Genomic DNA, 17,879 nt, shown 5'->3' with positions numbered 1-17,879 from the left:
GTTAACTTCCTCAATACCTCAATTAGCGGGGCGCAAAACTACAACTCTTTTCCTATTCAAACCAAACCTTTTGTCAGGTTTTTTATATCTTTTTTACCACAAAAACATAACACGCTCTCCTACTTTAGTTTAAATAGAAAAACATTTAAATTAGTTTAAATAAAATTCAATTTTACTATGCATGCATAATAAAAAATAGCTATATTTGTTACAATAGATAATTATGAAAGAGAAAACCATTGATTACGTTTTAAGATCTACCTGGATTGCTGTTGCTAAAATGTATAATGAGGAAGCGAATAAAAAAGGCAGTAGTATGGCCACTGGATTTGCCTTATTAAGTATAGATCCTGAAAAAGGCACACCTTCAACGGCTTTAGGTCCAAAAATGGGGGTCGAGTCTACAAGTCTATCAAGAACTTTAAAGGCTATGGAGGAAAAAGGATTGATTAAGAGGGAAAAAAATCCCAAAGATGGCAGAAGCGTACTTATATATCTTACTGATTTTGGTATTGAAATGAGAAAATTCTCAAAGTATGTAGTATTATCTTTTGATGAAGCTGTAAAAAACAATATTTCCAAAGAAGATTTAGATATATTTTTAAAGGTAACAGATCAAATAAATCGATTAATTTCAGAAAAAATGATTTTTAAAAGAGAACAAACTAAAATTCAATAATCATATGAAAAGAAGAATCAAAAAAGTAGCTGTAGTTGGTTCGGGTATAATGGGAAGTGGCATAGCTTGTCACTTTGCTAATATAGGAGTGGAAGTATTACTTCTTGATATAGTGCCAAAAGAACTTACAGAAGCTGAAGAAAAGCAAGGCAAAAATTTAAAAGATAGTTCAGTAAGAAATAGGATAGTGAATGAAGCTTTACAATCTTCTTTAAAATCTAACCCTTCTCCTATTTATCATAAAGATTTTGCTAAGAGAATTGAAACAGGAAATCTAGAAGATGACATTTTAAAAGTAAAAGGTGTTGATTGGATTATAGAGGTAGTCGTTGAAAGACTTGATATTAAAAAACAAGTATTTGAAAATTTAGAGAAGCATAGAACTCCAGGAACTTTAATATCATCTAATACATCAGGAATTCCTATCAAATTTATGAATGAAGGAAGATCTGAAGACTTCAGAAAACACTTCTGTGGAACGCATTTTTTCAATCCACCTAGATATTTAAAGTTGTTAGAAATCATTCCAGGACCTGACACATCTGATGAAGTCTTAGATTTTCTTAATGATTATGGAGAAAAATTCTTAGGAAAAACTACAGTTGTTGCTAAGGATACTCCTGCGTTTATTGGTAACAGAATTGGTATCTTCAGTATAATGAGTTTATTCCATATGGTTAAAGATATGGATATGACAATTGAAGAAGTTGATAAATTAACTGGGCCTGTGATAGGAAGACCTAAGTCTGCAACTTTCAGGACTGTAGATGTAGTAGGTCTTGACACGTTAGTTCATGTTGCAAATGGTCTTTATGATAATGTTCCTAAGGATGAAAGACATGAGCTATTTAAATTACCTGACTTCATCGAACACATGATGGACAAAAAATGGTTAGGAAGTAAAACTGGTCAAGGCTTCTATAAAAAAGTGAAGAAAGATGATGGTTCTAGTGAAATCAAGTCTTTGGATTTAGATTCTTTAGAATACAGAGATAAAAAATCAGCAAAATTTGATACACTTGAGAAAACCAAATCCATAGATGTCGTTGCTGATAGATTTCCAGTCTTAATAGAAGGAAAAGACAAAGCAGGTGAGTTTTATAGAAAAAACTTTGCTGCATTGTTTGCTTACGTTCAAAATAGAATTCCAGAAATTACAGACGCAATCTATAAGATAGACGATGCAATGAAAGCTGGTTTTGGTTGGCAACACGGACCATTTCAAATTTGGGACGCTATTGGTCTTGAAAAAGGTATCCAATTAATGAAAGATGAGGGATTTGAAGTTGCAGATTGGATTAAAACTTTATCAGAATCAAAAGATAAATCATTTTATAATGTGAAATCTGGTAAAACTTATTTTTATGATGTTGATAAAAAATCTCACCAAAAAATACCTGGTCAGGATGCATTTATCATTCTAGACAATATTAGAGAAAGCCATGAAGTTTTTAGTAACAAAGATTTAATTGCTGAAGATCTTGGGGATGGAATTCTAAATATTGAATTCCGAAGTAAAATGAATTCAATAGGTGGTGATGTGCTTAATGGCATAAATGCAGCCATGGATATTGCTGAAAAAGAATATGACGGTGTAGTAATTTCTAATACTGGTGATAATTTTTCCGTTGGTGCTAATATAAGTATGATTTTCATGTTTGCTGTAGAGCAGGAGTATGAAGAATTGAATGGAGCAATCAAGTATTTTCAAGATACTATGATGCGTATGCGCTATTCTTCAATTCCTACTGTAGCAGCTCCACACCAGATGGCGCTTGGAGGTGGCTGTGAATTATCAATGCATGCTGATAAAGTTGTAGCTCACGCCGAAACTTACATAGGTTTGGTTGAATTTGGTGTTGGCGTTATCCCTGGTGGTGGTGGTTCTAAAGAAATGACTCGCCGTGCTGCTATGACATTTCAAAAAGATGATGTTGAGTTGAATAGATTGAGAGAAAACTTTTTAGCTATAGGTATGGCGAAAGTTGCAAAATCCGCTCACGAAGCATATGATCTAAATATATTGGAAAGAGGTAAAGACATTGTAGTTGTAAGTAGAGATAGACAGCTTGCAATTGCTAAAGAACAAGCTAAATTGATGGCTCAAAATGGTTATAGCCAGCCTGTTAAAACAAACGACGTAAAAGTTTTAGGAAGACAAGCATTGGGTGCCTTTTTAGTAGGAACTGATCAAATGAGAGCAGGGAAATACATAAGTGAGCATGATCAAAAAATTGCTAATAAACTTGCTTACGTCATGTCTGGTGGAGATTTAACTGATGCAAATTATGTTTCTGAACAATATCTTTTAGACCTAGAACGAGAGGCATTTTTATCTCTTTGCGGAGAAAAGAAAACGCTTGAGCGCTTACAAAACATGATCAAAAAAGGTAAACCACTGAGAAATTAAGATTCAATATCGTAAGATTTAGAATTAAATAAAATTTGATAAAATGAAAACAGCATATATAGTAAAAGGATATAGAACCGCAGTAGGAAAAGCTCCTAAAGGGGTATTCCGTTTCAAGAGACCCGATGATTTGGCAGCTGAAACCATTGATTATATGATGAAGCAATTACCAGACTTTGATAAATCTAGGATTGATGATGTAATAGTTGGTAATGCTATGCCTGAGGCAGAACAAGGTTTAAACATGGGAAGATTAGTTTCTCTTATGGGGCTGAAAACTGAAGAAGTTCCTGGAGTAACAGTCAATAGATATTGCGCTTCTGGTATTGAAACCATTGCCATGGCTTCTGCTAAAATTCAAAGTGGAATGGCCGACTGTATTATTGCAGGTGGTGCTGAAAGTATGAGCTACATTCCAATGGGTGGATACAAACCAGTTCCAAATTATAAAACTGCAAAAGCCGGTAATGAAAGCTATTACTGGGGAATGGGGCTAACAGCAGAAGCTGTTGCTGAAAAATATAAGATCAACGCAAAAGATCAAAATGAGTTTGCTTATCAGTCACATCAAAAAGCTATAAAAGCACAAAATGAAAACAGGTTCCAAGATCAAATAGTTCCTATAGAAGTAGAAGATATTTTTGTTGATTCCAATGGAAAAAAACAATCAAAAACTTACACTGTAGATAAAGATCAAGGTCCAAGAGCAGATACTTCTGAAAAAGTATTAAACAAGCTTAGACCTGTGTTTGCTGAAGGTGGTAGTGTTACAGCCGGAAACTCATCACAAATGAGTGATGGTGCCGCATTTGTGATGATAATGAGTGAAGAGATGGTTAAAGAACTTAATCTTGAACCTGTAGCAAGATTGGTATCTTATGCAACCGTAGGTGTTGAGCCTAGAATTATGGGTATTGGTCCAGTAAAAGCTATACCTAAAGCCTTGAAACAGGCTAATTTGAAGTTGAATGATATTGAGCTTATTGAATTAAATGAGGCATTTGCTTCTCAATCTTTAGCTGTAGCCAGAGAACTAGATATCAATCAGGATATTCTGAATGTCAATGGTGGCGCTATAGCTCTTGGTCATCCACTTGGATGCACAGGTGCAAAACTTTCAGTTCAAATTTTTGATGAAATGAAAAAAAGGGAATTAAAAAATAAATATTCTATGGTGACTATGTGTGTTGGAACTGGACAAGGTGCCGCAGGAATTTATGAAGTATATTAAAACAGAAAAAAATGGAAACAAAAGAAAAATTAGATGACATGATCCGTGGTGGTCAATTCATCGTAAAAGAGACTAAAGCAGAAGAAGTCTTCACTCCTGAAGATTTTTCTGATGAACAAAAAATGATGAGGGACTCTGTAAAGGAGTTTGTCGATAGAGAAATATGGCCTAGAAAAGAAGAGTTCGAGAAAAAGAATTACGATTTGACTGAAGAAGTAATGCGTAAGGCTGGTCAACTTGGATTTTTAGGAGTTGCTGTACCGGAAGAGTATGATGGTTTAGGAATGGATTTCGTATCTACTATGTTGGTGTGTGATTACATCTCTGGAGCTACAGGTTCTATAGCAACAGCTTTTGGAGCTCATACAGGTATTGGCACATTACCTATCACATTATATGGTACAGAAGAACAAAAGAAAAAATACGTTCCAAAACTTGCTACAGGTGAATGGTTTGGCGCTTATTGTTTAACGGAACCTGGAGCTGGGTCGGATGCAAATTCTGGTAAAACTAAAGCTGTCCTATCAGAAGATGGATCGCATTATAAGATCACAGGACAAAAAATGTGGATCTCAAACGCAGGGTTCTGTGATATATTTATTGTATTCGCTCGTATTGAAGACGATAAAAATATCACTGGATTTATCGTTGAAAAAGACCTTGAAAATGGTATTTCTCTGGGTGATGAAGAGAAAAAGTTGGGTATTCATTCCTCTTCAACTCGACAGGTTTTCTTTAACGAAACTAAAGTTCCTGTTGAAAACTTACTAGGAGAAAGAAATGGTGGTTTCAAAATCGCCATGAATGCATTAAATGTAGGTAGAATAAAATTAGCTGCTGCTTGTCTTGATGCTCAACGTAGAGTTTTAGGATCTGCTGTGAGTTATGCTAATGACAGAGTTCAATTCGATACTCCTATTTCAAAATTTGGTGCCATCAGATCAAAACTTGCCGAAATGGCAGCGTCTGTTTATGCTGGTGAGGCCGCATCTTACAGAGCTTCAAAAAACATAGAAGACAGAATTAATTTAAGAAAAGAAAGTGGTAGCTCTCACCAGGAAGCAGAACTAAAAGGTGTTGAGGAATTTGCGATAGAATGTTCTATTCTAAAAGTTGCCGTTTCCGAAGACATTCAGAAATGTACAGACGAAGGAATTCAAATCTATGGTGGTATGGGCTTCTCAGCCGATGCACCGATGGAATCTGCCTGGAGAGATGCACGTATTTCTAGAATTTATGAAGGCACGAACGAGATAAACAGAATGCTCTCTGTTGGAATGTTAGTTAAAAAAGCGATGAAAGGGCATGTAGACTTGCTAGGACCAGCGAAAGCTGTAGCAGATGAACTTACAGGAATACCTTCGTTCGAAACTCCAGATTACACAAAGCTTCTTGCAGAAGAAAAAGCAATGCTGAAAAAACTTAAAAAAGTTTTCCTAATGGTTGCAGGAAGTGCTGCTCAGAAATATGGTGAAGAATTAGAAGATCAACAACAGCTCTTGTTAGCTTCTGCTGATATTTTAATTGAAACTTATATGGCTGAATCCGCAATTTTGAGAGCAGAAAAAAATGCTGATCGTTTTGGGGAAGAGTCTCAAAAAGTTCAAATCGCAATGGCAAAATTAAGATTATATAAAGCAGTAGATAAAATCAACGAAAAGGCTAAAGAAGGGATCATTTCTTTTGCCGAAGGTGATGAGCAAAAAATGATGTTGATGGGATTAAAGCGTTTTACTAAATATGAAAACTATCCAAACATCGTTGAATTAAGAAATATAATTGCAGACAAAATTGTTGAAGACAATAAATATGCAGTTTAATTGACTTTAAATTCATTAAATTTAAACCTGCCTTAATGGTGGGTTTTTTTTATAAATATTCTATACATGAAGTTACTTTACATATTTATAATATCATTTTTGAGTATAAATCTAGTTCACTCTCAAGAATTAAATGGAGCTTGGAAAAAAATGAGTAAAGAATCAAAAGATCAAAAAAGTATTAAGCTTTATAGTGATGCTTACTTTACAAGTTCTACATACCTTGAATCCACAGGTGAATTTATTTCAGCAAGTGGAGGCACTTATTCTCTTTCTGACTCAGATTATATAGAAAATTATGAGATTGACTCCAGATCTAGATCTGTTACAGGAACTTATTTGAATTTCGATTATGAATTAAAAAATGATACTTTAAAAATCTATGATAAAAATTCAAGAAACGAGGAAACATGGACTAGGATAGACAAAGCTGAAAAGGAGAATATAACTTGTTGGAAAATTCATCAGGCCTTTAGAGGTTCGAAATGGCTTACCATTGAAGACAAACCTAGGAAAACTCTTAAGATGCTGACCGATAATTATTATCAAATTTTAGCACTAAATAGTCAAACAGGAGAATTTTTCGGGTCTAGCGGTGGAAAATGGGAGTTTAAAGATGATAAACACCATGAGATGGTTCACTTTTTTTCTAAAAATCAAGATATAGTTGGAGACACACTTTCGTTTAAAAAAGAAACTAATAAAGGAATTTGGTATCACAATGGTAAAAATTCTAAAGGGGACTATATTCAAGAAAGGTGGAAAAAATTTAAATAATAAAAAAGCTCTTCTTTCGAAGAGCTTTTTTATTAAAAATTAAATTAATAATTGACGTAATCAATTATTTCTAATCCATATCCAATCATACCTACCCTTTTCTTTTGTTGCGAATTGGACATAAGTTTTATTTTATGTACACCTAAATCATGAAGAATTTGTGCTCCAATTCCAAAATCCTTATCATCCATAACAACTCTTGGTGCTTTTGTTATTCCTTCGCTTTGACTTTGCTTTAATTCTTTCAACCTTGAAATTAAATTGAGCCCTTGAATATCTTGATTTATAAAAACGATAGCACCTTTACCTTCAACATTTAATTGTTTGAACATATTATCTAACTTTTGATCTGCATTGGATGTTAATGTTCCTAAGATGTCATTATTGACCAAAGTTGAATTCATTCTTACTAAAACAGGCTCCTCTGTTTTCCATGTACCTTTTGTCAAAGCAATATGAACCTGATCATTTGTTGTTTGGTGATAAGCTCTTAATCTAAATTGACCAAATCTTGTATTAAGCTCAAAGTCTTCAGACTTTTCTATAAGTGAATCGTGTTGCATTCTGTATGCCACTAAATCTTCAATAGAAACTAGTTTGAGATCATGTGCTTTTGCGACTTCTACAAGCTGCGGAAGCCTAGCCATTGTTCCATCCTCATTCATGATTTCACAAATCACTCCTGCAGGTTTTAAACCTGCTAACCTAGCAAAATCAATAGAAGCTTCTGTATGTCCTGTTCTTCTCAATACACCACCTTCTTTTGCAATAAGTGGAAAAATGTGGCCAGGACGATTGAGATCATGAGGTTTAGTTTCCTCATTACATAGTGCTTCAATAGTTTTAGCACGATCGGAAGCTGAAATACCTGTTGTAACCCCATTACCTCTTAAGTCAACAGAAATGGTAAAAGCAGTTTCTAAAGGGTCCGTATTGTTACCTACCATAGTAGTAAGGTTTAAATTTTTACAGCGACCTTCTGTAAGTGGAGAACAGATTAAACCTCTCCCGTATTTAGCCATAAAATTGATCATTTCTGGAGTAACCTTTTCTGCCGCAGCCAAAAAGTCACCTTCGTTTTCTCTATCCTCATCATCCACTACTATAATTACTTTTCCAGCTCTTACATCGTCAATAGCTTCCTGTATGGAGTCTAGTTTAATCTTTCCTTCTGTCATTTTTTATTATTTCTGATATTAAAAACATTCGATTTTATCTTTTTAATCAAATTCTCAATAGGGGTCGTGATGAAATCTAAATTAACAAAACCCTGATCTGTTGTAGCTCTATAAGTAAGATACGCACTTAGTGGAAATAAAACGATCGTTGACAACCATGAACCCAGAAAAGGTGGTATGCTTCCCCCTTCAGCACTATTTCCTGCAAATAGACCAATGAAATGATAAGTTAGAAATAGAGTTATTGCAACTACCATTGGTAATCCTAGTCCTCCTTTTCTAATGATAGCACCCAGCGGAGCACCAACAAAAAACAATATCACACAAGCAAATGGTAGAGCATATTTATCATGCATTGCCATTTCAATTTTATTCAGTAAAACTTTTTTCTGTTTTAGCTGATTTTTTTTTGAGCTTATTTGAGGTATTATGCTATTTACAGAATTGGTAGCCACGTTAAAAAGCTGTTTTCTTTGTCTAAAATCGTACTCCCAGAATAAGCTATCAATTGATGAATTTGAATACAATTTCATTAATTTTTCATTATCAGTATAGGATATCTTGCTTTCGCTTTTTATCTTTTTTTCTGTGCTTTGATTAATTTTTCTTTTATCATCTTTTGTTTTTACTTCTTTACTCGAATTCAAAGTTCTCTGTGCACCACTTCTTTGTTTAATTATTCTATCGTAGCTTGATATTGTTCTATTAAAATCATTAGAAAACGAATCTAATTGAATTTTAAGCTCACTAGTATTCAACATTTTGTAAGGATGCTTTAAACTTTCATCATCAAGGTCCACGTTGTTGAATTCTGATAAATCCATATTCAATACATATTTATCAAAAGCAGATTTAACAAACGGAGACTTTAATTTTTCTTGATATGTTTTGGTAGGAACTTCATCATAATAATTACCGTCATATAAAATGAGAGATAAAACATTTGAATTTTCACCAGATTCTAGCTCACCATGGTCTGCTTTTATAACGGTATAGTTCCCTACTCTACTTTCTGATTTTTTGTGAATAATGATGTCATCTAAATTTCTACCATCGGGACCACTTTTCTTTCTAACTTTTATATTTATGTTACCCATTTCATTAAAAGCTCCTTCAACAATGGCCATAGAGGGTTTTACTTGTGCAATATTTTTACGCATGTTTAGAACTTTCCCCTCAGCGTATGGTATAACAGTATCTGCAAAATAAAATGTAACAGCTCCAAGTATCAATATAAATACTATTAAACTTCGCATTGCTCTTTGCAATGAAATCCCTGCTGATTTCATTGCAGCAAATTCATACTGCTCAGCAAAACTCCCAAATGTCATGATTGATGACAATAAAATTGTCAATGGCAATACCATTGGAATAAGATTGGGAAGTAAAAAAAATAAAAACTTCGAGATTATTTCTAAATCAATATCTTTTCCAGCAAATTCTTCAATAAATCTCCAGACAGATTGAAGAATAAAAATAAACATCAAAATAGTAAAAACCGAGATGAAGGTTTTTACAAAAGAAGATAAAATATAACGATCTAGAATTTTCAATTCAAAAAATTTAGTCTAATTCATTAATGTAATAATCTGCATATTTCGATTTCTGAAATTGAAAGTGATTTGCAGATAAAGGCTCATTGGTTTTAAATTTTGTGACTCTAAATTCTATTCTTGTATCATCTGGTTGAATTTGAATCAAATTGAAAATATGTTTAGTTTGTTTATCTATACCAAGTAAGATTTGTTTCATTTCATTATTAGAATCCATTGGTATCAACTCCACATACTGAATTTTTCTTCCTTTTACATCTTGTAATACATCCATTTTAAAACGATATCCATCCTGATAAAATGTAAGCATCTTGGAAGGTGTTATTTGTTCAGTATCGGTTTCATCATAAGAAGATATGGTAACTTCATCATCTTCTGGTACGATGGTATATATTTTTTTTCCGTCAAAAATTTGTGTTGTCCCCATAAGGTTCAACACATATTTTTCATCTTTGATGCTAACATCCCCTCGAGTTTCTTGCTGCATGTTTTGCTCTTTATTTTCGAGAGTGTAAGTGAAATCAATGACAAAGTTATTATAGGATTGAACTTTGTCCAGTACTTGTCCTACTAAGGCTTTGGCTTCATTATCATTTTGAGCATAAGAGATCTTAGTAGCCAGTATGGTTAAAAAAACCAAGCTTATGATTTTTATTGTTTTCATGATGTAGTGTTTTATGATTTTTGTTCGTTTTTTAGTAATTCTTCTAGAGCTATAAAATCTGGAACAAGAACTTGTCTTGCTTTACTTCCTTCGAAAGGGCCTACAATTCCAGCAGCTTCTAATTGATCTATAATCCTTCCAGCTCGATTGTAACCAAGCTTTAATTTTCTTTGGAGAAGAGAGGCTGAACCTTGTTGTGCTGTAATTATTACTTCTGCAGCATCTTTAAAAAGTTTATCCCTGTCTTCGATGTCATTATCAACACCTATGCCAGATTCCTCTCCAGAATACTCTGGTAGTAAGTGAGCATCTGAATAGGCTTTTTGAGAACCTATAAAATCAGTTATTTTTTCAACTTCAGGAGTATCCACAAAAGCACATTGCAACCTGATTAAATCGTTACCTTGGGTAAATAACATATCACCTCTACCTATTAGTTGGTCTGCGCCACCAGCATCTAAAATTGTTCTAGAATCAATTTTTGAAGTTACCCTAAAGGCTATTCTAGCTGGAAAGTTGGCCTTAATCATACCGGTAATCACATTTACAGAGGGTCTTTGTGTTGCAATTATCAAATGAATCCCAATAGCTCGGGCAAGCTGAGCAAGTCTAGCTATAGGAGTTTCGACTTCCTTACCAGCTGTCATGATAAGATCTGCAAATTCATCAACAACCAAAATGATATAAGGAAGGAACTTATGTCCATTTTCTGGATTTAGTTTTCTTGCCTTAAATTTTACATTATATTCTTTAATATTTCGAACCATTGCATCTTTCAACAAATCATAGCGATTATCCATCTCGATGCAAAGTGAATTCAAAGTATTTATAACTTTAGTATTATCGGTAATAATAGCCTCTTCAGTATCTGGAAGTTTAGCTAAATAATGTCTTTCAATTTTATTGAAAAGCGTCAATTCTACTTTTTTAGGATCGACTAAAACGAACTTAACTTCAGCTGGGTGCTTTTGATATAAAAGCGACGTAAGAATAACATTAAGACCAACAGACTTACCTTGTCCAGTAGCTCCTGCCATAAGTAAGTGAGGCATTTTTGCAAGGTCGACTGTGAACGTTTCATTGGATATAGTTTTACCCATAGCTATAGGAAGTTCCATTTCTGCATTTTGAAACTTATTTGAAGCCACTACAGACCTCATCGGAACTATAGAAGGATTTTGGTTTGGAACTTCAATTCCTATTGTCCCTTTACCAGGGATTGGAGCTATAATCCTTATACCTAATGCAGAAAGAGACAGTGCTATATCATCCTCAAGGTTTTTAATTTTAGAAATTCTTATTCCTGCTTCTGGAACAATTTCATAAAGAGTAACCGTTGGACCAACAGTTGCTTTTATTTGTGCGATTTCTATTTTGTAATTCTTGAGTGTATCAACAATTTTATTTTTATTTTGTTCTAACTCTTTTTGATCTATCGTAATACCGCGACCAGAATTGTAGTCTTTTAGCAACTCAATACTTGGAAATTGATAATTAGCTAGTTCTAGAGTTGGATCAAATTCACCAAAGTCTTCAACTAACTTTTTACTGAGCTGATCGGATTCTTCCTCATCTTCAGCAGTTTCAACTTCCATTTCTACATCGTCCTTATCTTCAGACTTAATGACAATCTTTTCTTTTTCAACAGTCTTTTCTTCAGAAGATTTTTCACTAAAAGAATTTTCTAACTGGACGTCTTTATCTTGATTTTTATTTTCTGTAGTAGTTGAATTATCTGAAGTCACCAGCTCAATTTCTTCATCAATTTCAGGTTCTGCTGAATTTGTTTTACGTTCAAATTTCACTTCAGACACTTCATCTTTAACATCTTGTTTCTCATTTGAAAAGGATTTAGATAAAGTATCTGGTGTTATATTCAATCTAGATACTAAATAAATGATCAACATAAAAATGAGAAGAAGTACTACTCCTAGTTTACCTATATAATCTTGTAGAAAATCATTTATTTCATAACCAACTACGCCACCCAAAATTGGATTTGAAGTCACAAAAAAACCTAAAGTTAAAGACAACCAAAGAATAATATAAAACCCCCAGAACCAAAGAGATCTCAATTTAAAGAGTTTTAAATTTAGAAATAGATAAATACCTGTTATAAAAAGCATTGCAGGAAGGCTTATCATCGCAATTCCAAAACCTTTATAAATTAGTCCATGACTTATATAAGCTCCAAATTTATTAAGCCAATTATTTGCCTGCTCGCCCCTATCCATAACATTACCCATCATGGATTGGTCTGCCTGCCAATTGAAAAAATAAGATAGAAATGATATAAAAAGACCTATAGCAAAAAGCATCAAGAAACTACCGAAAATTATTTTGGTTCGCTTAGAAGCCTTCAGGTTGAAGCTAGTCGTTTCTTGCTTTGGTTTAGTTTTATTACTTCGTTTAGTCTTGGCCATATAGATTGTAAACTGCGGAACAAAAATACAAATATTAACCGCTTTAGCTAATCAAATTATGGCAAGTAAATAAGGAATATAAATAAGGAGCAGAACTACTAATGCGAAGATACCAGAGACCAATACAGCGCCAGCAGCAATATCTTTTACTTTTCCTATATTTTCATCGTAATCCGGCTGAATATAATTTGCTAATTGTTCTATGGCAGAATTAAGTCCTTCTATACTCAACACTATAGTAATTACAATCAATTGAGCAAACCATTCTGAAGTTTTGATTTCAAAATAAAAGCCAGCGATGATGAAAATAATAGAGAACAGAGACTGAAACTTAAAACTGTCTTCGTTTTTAAGTAAATAAATTAAACCTCTCCAGGCATAAACAAGAGATTTTAAGCGCTCTTTGATAGTTTTTAGTCTAAACATTTAATGAATTCAAAGTTGAAATTTACGCTTTTTATTATTCCATAAAAAAAGGAAACTGTTTTCACAGTTTCCTTTTACAATACTAGTTGATTTTCTTTACTTATCGATAGAACCTAAAACTCGTTTAGCAAAAGTATTAGCAGCATCTTTTTCAGACATACCATCTTTTACCATTTTATCCATTTCAATAGCCCCTGCGATATTAGTAATTAGTTCTCCTACCACATCCATCTCTTCTTCTTTCACAGATCTATGTTCTGTGAAAGATTCTAAAACTTCTATGGTATGTTCAAGTTTTTGAACATCGTTATTCTTTTGAAAATGCTTAATTACTGGTAACTTCATTGACTAATTCTTTTAAAGAGTCAAACTTATTAGTTTGAACTTGGTTTTTAAATTCTCCATTTACAAAAGTTGCAAATGTTGGAAGATTGTCTACGTTCGCTAATTTTCTAGATTCAGGAAATTTTTCCGCATCTACCATTATAAACGGAATATCTTCATTCTCGCTTGCTAACTTTTTAAATTTTGGCTTCATCAATCTGCAATTTCCGCACCATGTAGCCGAATATTGAACTACAACAGTGTCGTTTTCTTTAACTGATTCTGCTAAATTATCTTGTTCTAATTCTTTAAACATAATTTTGATTTTATTGATTCAGTTTTAAATTGAAACTGAAAGTTTAATTGTTAGATAAATAAGAAGAAACTCCTTCTCTATCTGCTTTCATGCTTTCTTTTCCTTCCTCCCAGTTTGCTGGACAAACTTCACCATGTTTTTGAACATGTGTATACGCATCTATCATTCTGATAAATTCGTTTACGTTTCTTCCTAATGGCATGTGGTTAATACTTTCTTGGAATACTGTACCTTCTTCATCAATTAAATAAGTAGCTCTGTAAGATACATTATCACCATCTACAGTTAAATGGCCATCTTCATCATCATAACGTTCATTTGTGATGTCTAAAATTCCAAGTCTACTACTCAGGTTTCTATTGGAATCCGCAAGAATTGGGTAGGTTACACCTTCAATTCCACCGTTATCTTTAGAGGTATTTAACCATGCAAAATGAACTTCTGCAGTATCACAAGATGCGCCTATAACTATTGTATTTCTCTTTTCAAATTCTGGTAAAGCTTCTTGAAATGCATGTAATTCTGTTGGACATACATATGTGAAGTCTTTTGGATACCAAAATAAAACTACTTTCTTATTTTCTTTTTTTGCTTTTTCTAAAATATTGATTTGAAAAGTGTCCCCCATTTCATCCATGGCGTTTACTTTTAAATCTGGAAATTTTTTTCCTACTATTGACATATTATAATTTTTTGTTGATTAATAATTACTGTGCAAAAATACAGATAAATTTCACTTTATAATTATGAATTTTAACATCTATTCTTATACTTGGATAAGTTCTGTTTATAGTCTTATTTACTCTCAAGACTTGAAGCAAAAGCCATCTGTAAATCTCTCTTAAGATCTTTAGAATCTTCTATACCCACAGAGAATCTCACTAGATTTGACTTTATACCTTGGGATTCTCTCTCTTCTGGTGTTAATAGAGAATGAGATGTTTTTTCTGGTGAGAGAACTGTACTTTCTACTCCACCTAGACTCAAAACATTTTTTATAAGTTTCAAACTTTTGAAAAACTTTGATATATCACATTTGTCTTTTAAATCGAAAGAAAGCATCCCCCCAAAACCAGACATTTGAGATTTTGCCAATTCATGCTGTGGATGAGATTTTAGGCCAGGATAATACACTCTTTCAACATATTCTGAATCTTCTAAAAATTCAGCTAAATCTAAAGCATTTATAGACTGTTGCTTGACTCGTAGGTTGAGAGTTTTCATACTTCGTTCTAGTAACCAAACAGTTTGATCTGCTAGGCTACCGCCAAAGTTTTTGGCTTTAGAAAAAACTTTTTTCATAATCTCATGAGAAGAAGCTACTGCACCTGCTGTTATATCACTATGTCCACCAAGATATTTTGTGGCGCTATGTATGACTATATCAATACCAAGGTCTATTGGAGTTTGATTAATAGGACTTGCAAATGTATTGTCTGCCATTGTTAAAATATTATTCTCTTTAGCAAATTTAGTAACTGAAGCTATATCTGTAATTTCTAATAGAGGATTAGATGGAGTTTCGATATATATTAATTTGGTTTCTGATTTCAAATTAGATTTCAATTCGGACCAGTTATTTACATCAACAAAATCGTATTTAATTCCGTATTGTTCACACTCTTCAATAATAAAATTACGCGTTCCTCCATAAATTTGATTTTGAAGAATGACATGGTCTCCAGATTTTAAAACGCTCAACATTGCAGTTGTTATGGCTGCCATACCACTGCCAAATATTAAAGCTGACTCAGCATGTTCTAATTCCGAAATTTTTTCTGAAAGTTTTTTTTGATTCGGACTATTAAAATACCTCGGATAAATAGAAGTTTCTAAACCATCGTAAGCATAAGCTGTAGATAGATACATCGGAGAAACTGCTCCCCTATATACTTCATCTTCCACTTCTCCACTATGAACACATACTGTATTAATTCCTTTTTGCATTTCTTTTTTTATCAAATTTAATTTATTGGCATCGACTTCTAGATTCTAATGTATAAATTTTTACATGATAGATTTTTTCTATAATTTCAGAAATCATAAATTCTACTTCTATGGACTATTTTAAATTTTGCAAGGCTTCAAGTTTATTCAAAAATATTGAAGTAAACGATTTTGGTGAAAAATTTGGTGAAAATATTGTAACTATTCCAGATCTAGATTATCTTGAAACTTCAAATGCTAAATATGTGATTTTTGGAGTTCCTACGGTTAGTCATACTAAGTACAGTTTCAGTTTGAAACCTATTAAATTTGAAGCCTTATTGAAAGATTTATTGAACACTCAAAATAATCAATTTAATAAAGCTGAAGATCTAATTATTTTAGGTGAAATAAACATAAGGCCTATAGATTCAGAAATTGATATTAACAAGCAAATTTTAGAATCCAGCGAAAGAGAAATCACTGAAATTTATAATAAATTAGAAAACATCATTTTTGAATTGACCACAGCAATTTTTAAATCTGGAAAAATTCCAATAATGCTCGGAGGTAATTTGAGAAACTCCATAAGTATGGCAAAAAGCTTAAGATCATTTCTAGATAAAACAATTAATTTATTTGACTTTTCTCCAAACTCTAACTTCAATTTATCTAAAAAACACTTAACATTAAGTCCTACTAATTATTTTGATACTGACTTATTTAGAAAATATTTTGCATTTGGTCTTCACAAGAATTATATACCACAAAAAAACCTTGATCAAATGTCGACTTCTAAACAAATAGATTTCAATTTTTATGAAGATTGCTTACATCTTACCACTTTAGACAAATGTGTTAAATTCAAAAATTCTATCGATTTTTTGAATGGAAGTTTAGGATTTCGGTTAGACCTAAAATCTATTCAAGGACTTTCGTTATCATGTGAGTCATCTTCAGGATTCAGTGAAAGAGACATCAGGACATTCATAAAAGTGATAAAAAAAGAAAGGGTTGAATTTATTCACCTTTGTGGATTTGAAACCTGTAAAAAAGAAAATGTTGGAGGGATTTTAAGTTATTTAATATCAGATTTTATGAGACATGAAGAATAACTACTGAAGATCTATATTTAGTCCAAAAAAGCTTGAGCTTGCTGCTCTATTAAATTGAGCATACGAATAGCTAAACTTCAGCTTGTTAAATCTAATGCTTACACCTCCAGTAAGTCCAGAAAAAGCTCTTTGGTCTTGAATCCTCAATTCCTCACCACGCCTAAAATTGTATCCTATCTGTATACTAAAACCTCCATCTGGAAAAAGTTCTGCGCCTAAAATAGTATGTCTTAAAGTATTATTTATAAAGCCTGGATCGTCTGGAGTAATATTACCACTTAAATCTTCTTCATCTCTAGCGGTATTTCTAAATGCAATATTCCATTGCTGTAAATTTTCTAAGGTTAAGTGCCAACGAATTGGCGCCTTTTTCAATTTTTGAGAAACACCTAAAACCACTTCTAAAGGCATTGACTCTTTTATATCGTTAAAAGGTTTGAATTGAGTTCCTATATTTCTAATAACTCCAGAAACAATCAAGTCCCACTCAGGATAAATATAACTTACACCTATGTCCAATGCTCCAGCAAAAGAAGAGTATTGCTCTAGTTTGGAAGAGATCAATTTTAAATTTGCTCCTACATAAAAATCTGTCCGTTCTATTCGTCTAGCATATCCAACAGACAATGCAGCTTCTTGTCCACCAAATTCTGCCATTGAATTTCCAGATTCATCATAACCATCAAAACTTCCATAATCTATATATGTAACACCTGCTTGTATCATCTGTGTCCTTCTCCCCACGTCATAGGCATAAGAAGCTGTTCCATAATTAACATCAGAAAAGTAATTCATATAGTTTGCAGACATCTGATTGTGCATTTCAAAATTTATCAGCGCAGGATTAGACAATGCATTTGAAGGATCTGAAGAATAAGTTGTGATATTTTTTCCTCCTAAAGCTGAGATTTTTGGAGATATAGGTAAATTCAAAAATTGATAAGTATTTTGACCGCCAATTTGAGAAAAGGCTGGACAAACCATTCCCAAAATTAAAATTAGAAAAATTAATCTATGTTTCATGAAGCGTCTGTAGC

At 32.9% G+C, this 17,879-nt stretch carries 16 protein-coding genes; 6 read left to right on the top strand and 10 right to left on the bottom strand.

The window, feature by feature from the left end; genetic code table 11:
* Positions 1-223: 223 nt before the first annotated feature.
* The 5 genes from ACFQ0R_RS11810 to ACFQ0R_RS11790 all read left to right on the top strand — a co-directional run bounded on the left by ACFQ0R_RS11810 (position 224) and on the right by ACFQ0R_RS11790 (position 6,917).
* Positions 224-679 (top strand): MarR family winged helix-turn-helix transcriptional regulator, encoded by a 456-nt coding sequence (locus tag ACFQ0R_RS11810; protein WP_379658586.1) that lies wholly within the window; start codon positions 224-226, stop codon positions 677-679.
* Between the two features lie 4 nt (positions 680-683).
* Complete coding sequence (locus ACFQ0R_RS11805; protein ID WP_379658585.1) at positions 684-3,089, top strand: 3-hydroxyacyl-CoA dehydrogenase/enoyl-CoA hydratase family protein; 2,406 nt, start codon at positions 684-686, stop codon at positions 3,087-3,089.
* 43 nt (positions 3,090-3,132) lie between these two features.
* Complete coding sequence (locus ACFQ0R_RS11800; protein ID WP_379658584.1) at positions 3,133-4,320, top strand: acetyl-CoA C-acyltransferase; 1,188 nt, start codon at positions 3,133-3,135, stop codon at positions 4,318-4,320.
* Positions 4,321-4,331: 11 nt separating this feature from the next.
* Positions 4,332-6,140, top strand: a complete 1,809-nt coding sequence (locus ACFQ0R_RS11795) for an acyl-CoA dehydrogenase family protein (RefSeq protein ID WP_379658583.1) — start codon at positions 4,332-4,334, stop codon at positions 6,138-6,140.
* Positions 6,141-6,206: 66 nt separating this feature from the next.
* On the top strand, positions 6,207-6,917 hold the full coding sequence (locus ACFQ0R_RS11790) for a hypothetical protein (protein WP_379658582.1): 711 nt from the start codon (positions 6,207-6,209) through the stop codon (positions 6,915-6,917).
* A 44-nt stretch (positions 6,918-6,961) separates the two neighbouring features.
* Here the strand turns inward: ACFQ0R_RS11790 and ribB are convergent, their stop codons facing one another.
* The 9 genes from ribB to ACFQ0R_RS11745 all read right to left on the bottom strand — a co-directional run bounded on the left by ribB (position 6,962) and on the right by ACFQ0R_RS11745 (position 15,748).
* Positions 6,962-8,095, bottom strand: coding sequence for a 3,4-dihydroxy-2-butanone-4-phosphate synthase (gene ribB, locus ACFQ0R_RS11785; protein ID WP_379658581.1), 1,134 nt, complete (start codon positions 8,093-8,095; stop codon positions 6,962-6,964).
* A complete protein-coding gene (locus ACFQ0R_RS11780) occupies positions 8,092-9,648 on the bottom strand; it encodes an LptF/LptG family permease (protein ID WP_379658580.1) in 1,557 nt (518 codons plus the stop codon). The genes ribB and ACFQ0R_RS11780 overlap by 4 nt, the downstream gene beginning before the upstream one ends.
* 10 nt (positions 9,649-9,658) lie before the next feature.
* Positions 9,659-10,312 carry a LolA family protein gene (locus ACFQ0R_RS11775; RefSeq protein WP_379658579.1) on the bottom strand — a complete coding sequence of 218 codons (654 nt, stop codon included), beginning with the start codon at positions 10,310-10,312 and terminating at the stop codon, positions 9,659-9,661.
* 11 nt (positions 10,313-10,323) lie between these two features.
* Positions 10,324-12,735 (bottom strand): DNA translocase FtsK, encoded by a 2,412-nt coding sequence (locus ACFQ0R_RS11770; RefSeq protein WP_379658578.1) that lies wholly within the window; start codon positions 12,733-12,735, stop codon positions 10,324-10,326.
* 51 nt (positions 12,736-12,786) lie between these two features.
* The gene (locus tag ACFQ0R_RS11765) at positions 12,787-13,161 is read right to left on the bottom strand and encodes a diacylglycerol kinase family protein (RefSeq protein WP_379658577.1); all 375 of its coding nucleotides are present in this window, start codon (positions 13,159-13,161) and stop codon (positions 12,787-12,789) included.
* 96 nt (positions 13,162-13,257) lie between these two features.
* Positions 13,258-13,506, bottom strand: a complete 249-nt coding sequence (locus ACFQ0R_RS11760; protein WP_379658576.1) for a DUF6952 family protein — start codon at positions 13,504-13,506, stop codon at positions 13,258-13,260.
* Positions 13,487-13,801 carry a thioredoxin family protein gene (locus tag ACFQ0R_RS11755; RefSeq protein ID WP_379658575.1) on the bottom strand — a complete coding sequence of 105 codons (315 nt, stop codon included), beginning with the start codon at positions 13,799-13,801 and terminating at the stop codon, positions 13,487-13,489. Before ACFQ0R_RS11755 ends, ACFQ0R_RS11760 begins: the two co-directional genes overlap by 20 nt.
* A gap of 43 nt (positions 13,802-13,844) precedes the next feature.
* Positions 13,845-14,483: a peroxiredoxin gene (locus ACFQ0R_RS11750; protein ID WP_379658574.1), complete on the bottom strand. Its 639-nt coding sequence runs from the start codon at positions 14,481-14,483 to the stop codon at positions 13,845-13,847.
* Between the two features lie 113 nt (positions 14,484-14,596).
* A complete protein-coding gene (locus ACFQ0R_RS11745; RefSeq protein ID WP_379658573.1) occupies positions 14,597-15,748 on the bottom strand; it encodes a trans-sulfuration enzyme family protein in 1,152 nt (383 codons plus the stop codon).
* Between the two features lie 110 nt (positions 15,749-15,858).
* Between ACFQ0R_RS11745 and ACFQ0R_RS11740 the strand changes: the two genes are divergently transcribed.
* Positions 15,859-16,842, top strand: coding sequence for a hypothetical protein (locus ACFQ0R_RS11740; RefSeq protein WP_379658572.1), 984 nt, complete (start codon positions 15,859-15,861; stop codon positions 16,840-16,842).
* Here ACFQ0R_RS11740 and porQ read toward each other — a convergent pair whose 3' ends face one another.
* Complete coding sequence (gene porQ / locus ACFQ0R_RS11735; RefSeq protein WP_379658571.1) at positions 16,843-17,865, bottom strand: type IX secretion system protein PorQ; 1,023 nt, start codon at positions 17,863-17,865, stop codon at positions 16,843-16,845. It lies immediately after the preceding gene.
* Between the last annotated feature and the right edge of the window lie 14 nt (positions 17,866-17,879).

This window comes from Psychroflexus salinarum (assembly GCF_042677225.1).
GTDB classification, from domain to species: Bacteria; Bacteroidota; Bacteroidia; order Flavobacteriales; family Flavobacteriaceae; genus Psychroflexus; species Psychroflexus salinarum.
Note: the sequence above shows the minus strand (reverse complement) of the source record. Positions and strands in the feature narration are given on the sequence as shown.

Excerpts from the sequence above, each read along its gene's own strand:
- ACFQ0R_RS11810 (WP_379658586.1), top strand. The coding sequence starts at position 224 with ATGAAAGAGAAAACCATTGATTACGTTTTAAGATCTACCTGGATTGCT.
- ACFQ0R_RS11805 (WP_379658585.1), top strand. The coding sequence starts at position 684 with ATGAAAAGAAGAATCAAAAAAGTAGCTGTAGTTGGTTCGGGTATAATG.
- ACFQ0R_RS11800 (WP_379658584.1), top strand. The coding sequence starts at position 3,133 with ATGAAAACAGCATATATAGTAAAAGGATATAGAACCGCAGTAGGAAAA.
- ACFQ0R_RS11795 (WP_379658583.1), top strand. The coding sequence starts at position 4,332 with ATGGAAACAAAAGAAAAATTAGATGACATGATCCGTGGTGGTCAATTC.
- ACFQ0R_RS11790 (WP_379658582.1), top strand. The coding sequence starts at position 6,207 with ATGAAGTTACTTTACATATTTATAATATCATTTTTGAGTATAAATCTA.
- ribB (WP_379658581.1), bottom strand. The coding sequence starts at position 8,095 with ATGACAGAAGGAAAGATTAAACTAGACTCCATACAGGAAGCTATTGAC.
- ACFQ0R_RS11775 (WP_379658579.1), bottom strand. The coding sequence starts at position 10,312 with ATGAAAACAATAAAAATCATAAGCTTGGTTTTTTTAACCATACTGGCT.
- ACFQ0R_RS11770 (WP_379658578.1), bottom strand. The coding sequence starts at position 12,735 with ATGGCCAAGACTAAACGAAGTAATAAAACTAAACCAAAGCAAGAAACG.
- ACFQ0R_RS11765 (WP_379658577.1), bottom strand. The coding sequence starts at position 13,161 with ATGTTTAGACTAAAAACTATCAAAGAGCGCTTAAAATCTCTTGTTTAT.
- ACFQ0R_RS11760 (WP_379658576.1), bottom strand. The coding sequence starts at position 13,506 with ATGAAGTTACCAGTAATTAAGCATTTTCAAAAGAATAACGATGTTCAA.
- ACFQ0R_RS11755 (WP_379658575.1), bottom strand. The coding sequence starts at position 13,801 with ATGTTTAAAGAATTAGAACAAGATAATTTAGCAGAATCAGTTAAAGAA.
- ACFQ0R_RS11750 (WP_379658574.1), bottom strand. The coding sequence starts at position 14,483 with ATGTCAATAGTAGGAAAAAAATTTCCAGATTTAAAAGTAAACGCCATG.
- ACFQ0R_RS11745 (WP_379658573.1), bottom strand. The coding sequence starts at position 15,748 with ATGCAAAAAGGAATTAATACAGTATGTGTTCATAGTGGAGAAGTGGAA.
- ACFQ0R_RS11740 (WP_379658572.1), top strand. The coding sequence starts at position 15,859 with ATGGACTATTTTAAATTTTGCAAGGCTTCAAGTTTATTCAAAAATATT.
- porQ (WP_379658571.1), bottom strand. The coding sequence starts at position 17,865 with ATGAAACATAGATTAATTTTTCTAATTTTAATTTTGGGAATGGTTTGT.